The organism is Cohnella sp. GbtcB17, from assembly GCF_019091135.1.
Lineage (GTDB): Bacteria > Bacillota > Bacilli > Paenibacillales > Paenibacillaceae > Cohnella.
In genome coordinates this window covers 1-254 of sequence record NZ_JAGXJW010000333.1, presented here as the reverse complement: position 1 = coordinate 254, position 254 = coordinate 1, and the positions used below count along the sequence as shown (strand labels likewise).

1 protein-coding gene is annotated in these 254 nt (G+C 54.7%); it reads left to right on the top strand.

Annotation, left to right across the window (positions count from 1 at the left end; all coding sequences use genetic code 11):
• The coding region (gene bshC, locus KVT38_RS33870) for a bacillithiol biosynthesis protein BshC (RefSeq protein ID WP_217598098.1) at positions 1-254 on the top strand (254 nt) is incomplete at both ends.

Sequence of the window (254 nt, the reverse complement as noted above, 5' to 3'; positions counted from 1 at the left end):
AATCCGGATCGAGCGTCCGGACGGACCGCGGCTTGCCGTTAGCCGAACGTCGCTTACCGCCCAACAATGGGACGCGGCACTGCAAGAACTAGCATCTCAATTGCCGGACACCGAATTTAAGCCGGCATTGCTAGAACGCCTTCAAAGCCATATTACGGATACGCCTTCTTTGAGCTTGGCTTTTGCCCGTTTATTGGCGGATTGGTTCGGCAGTCAAGGGCTAGTGCTACTTGACGCGGATGATCCTAACCTAC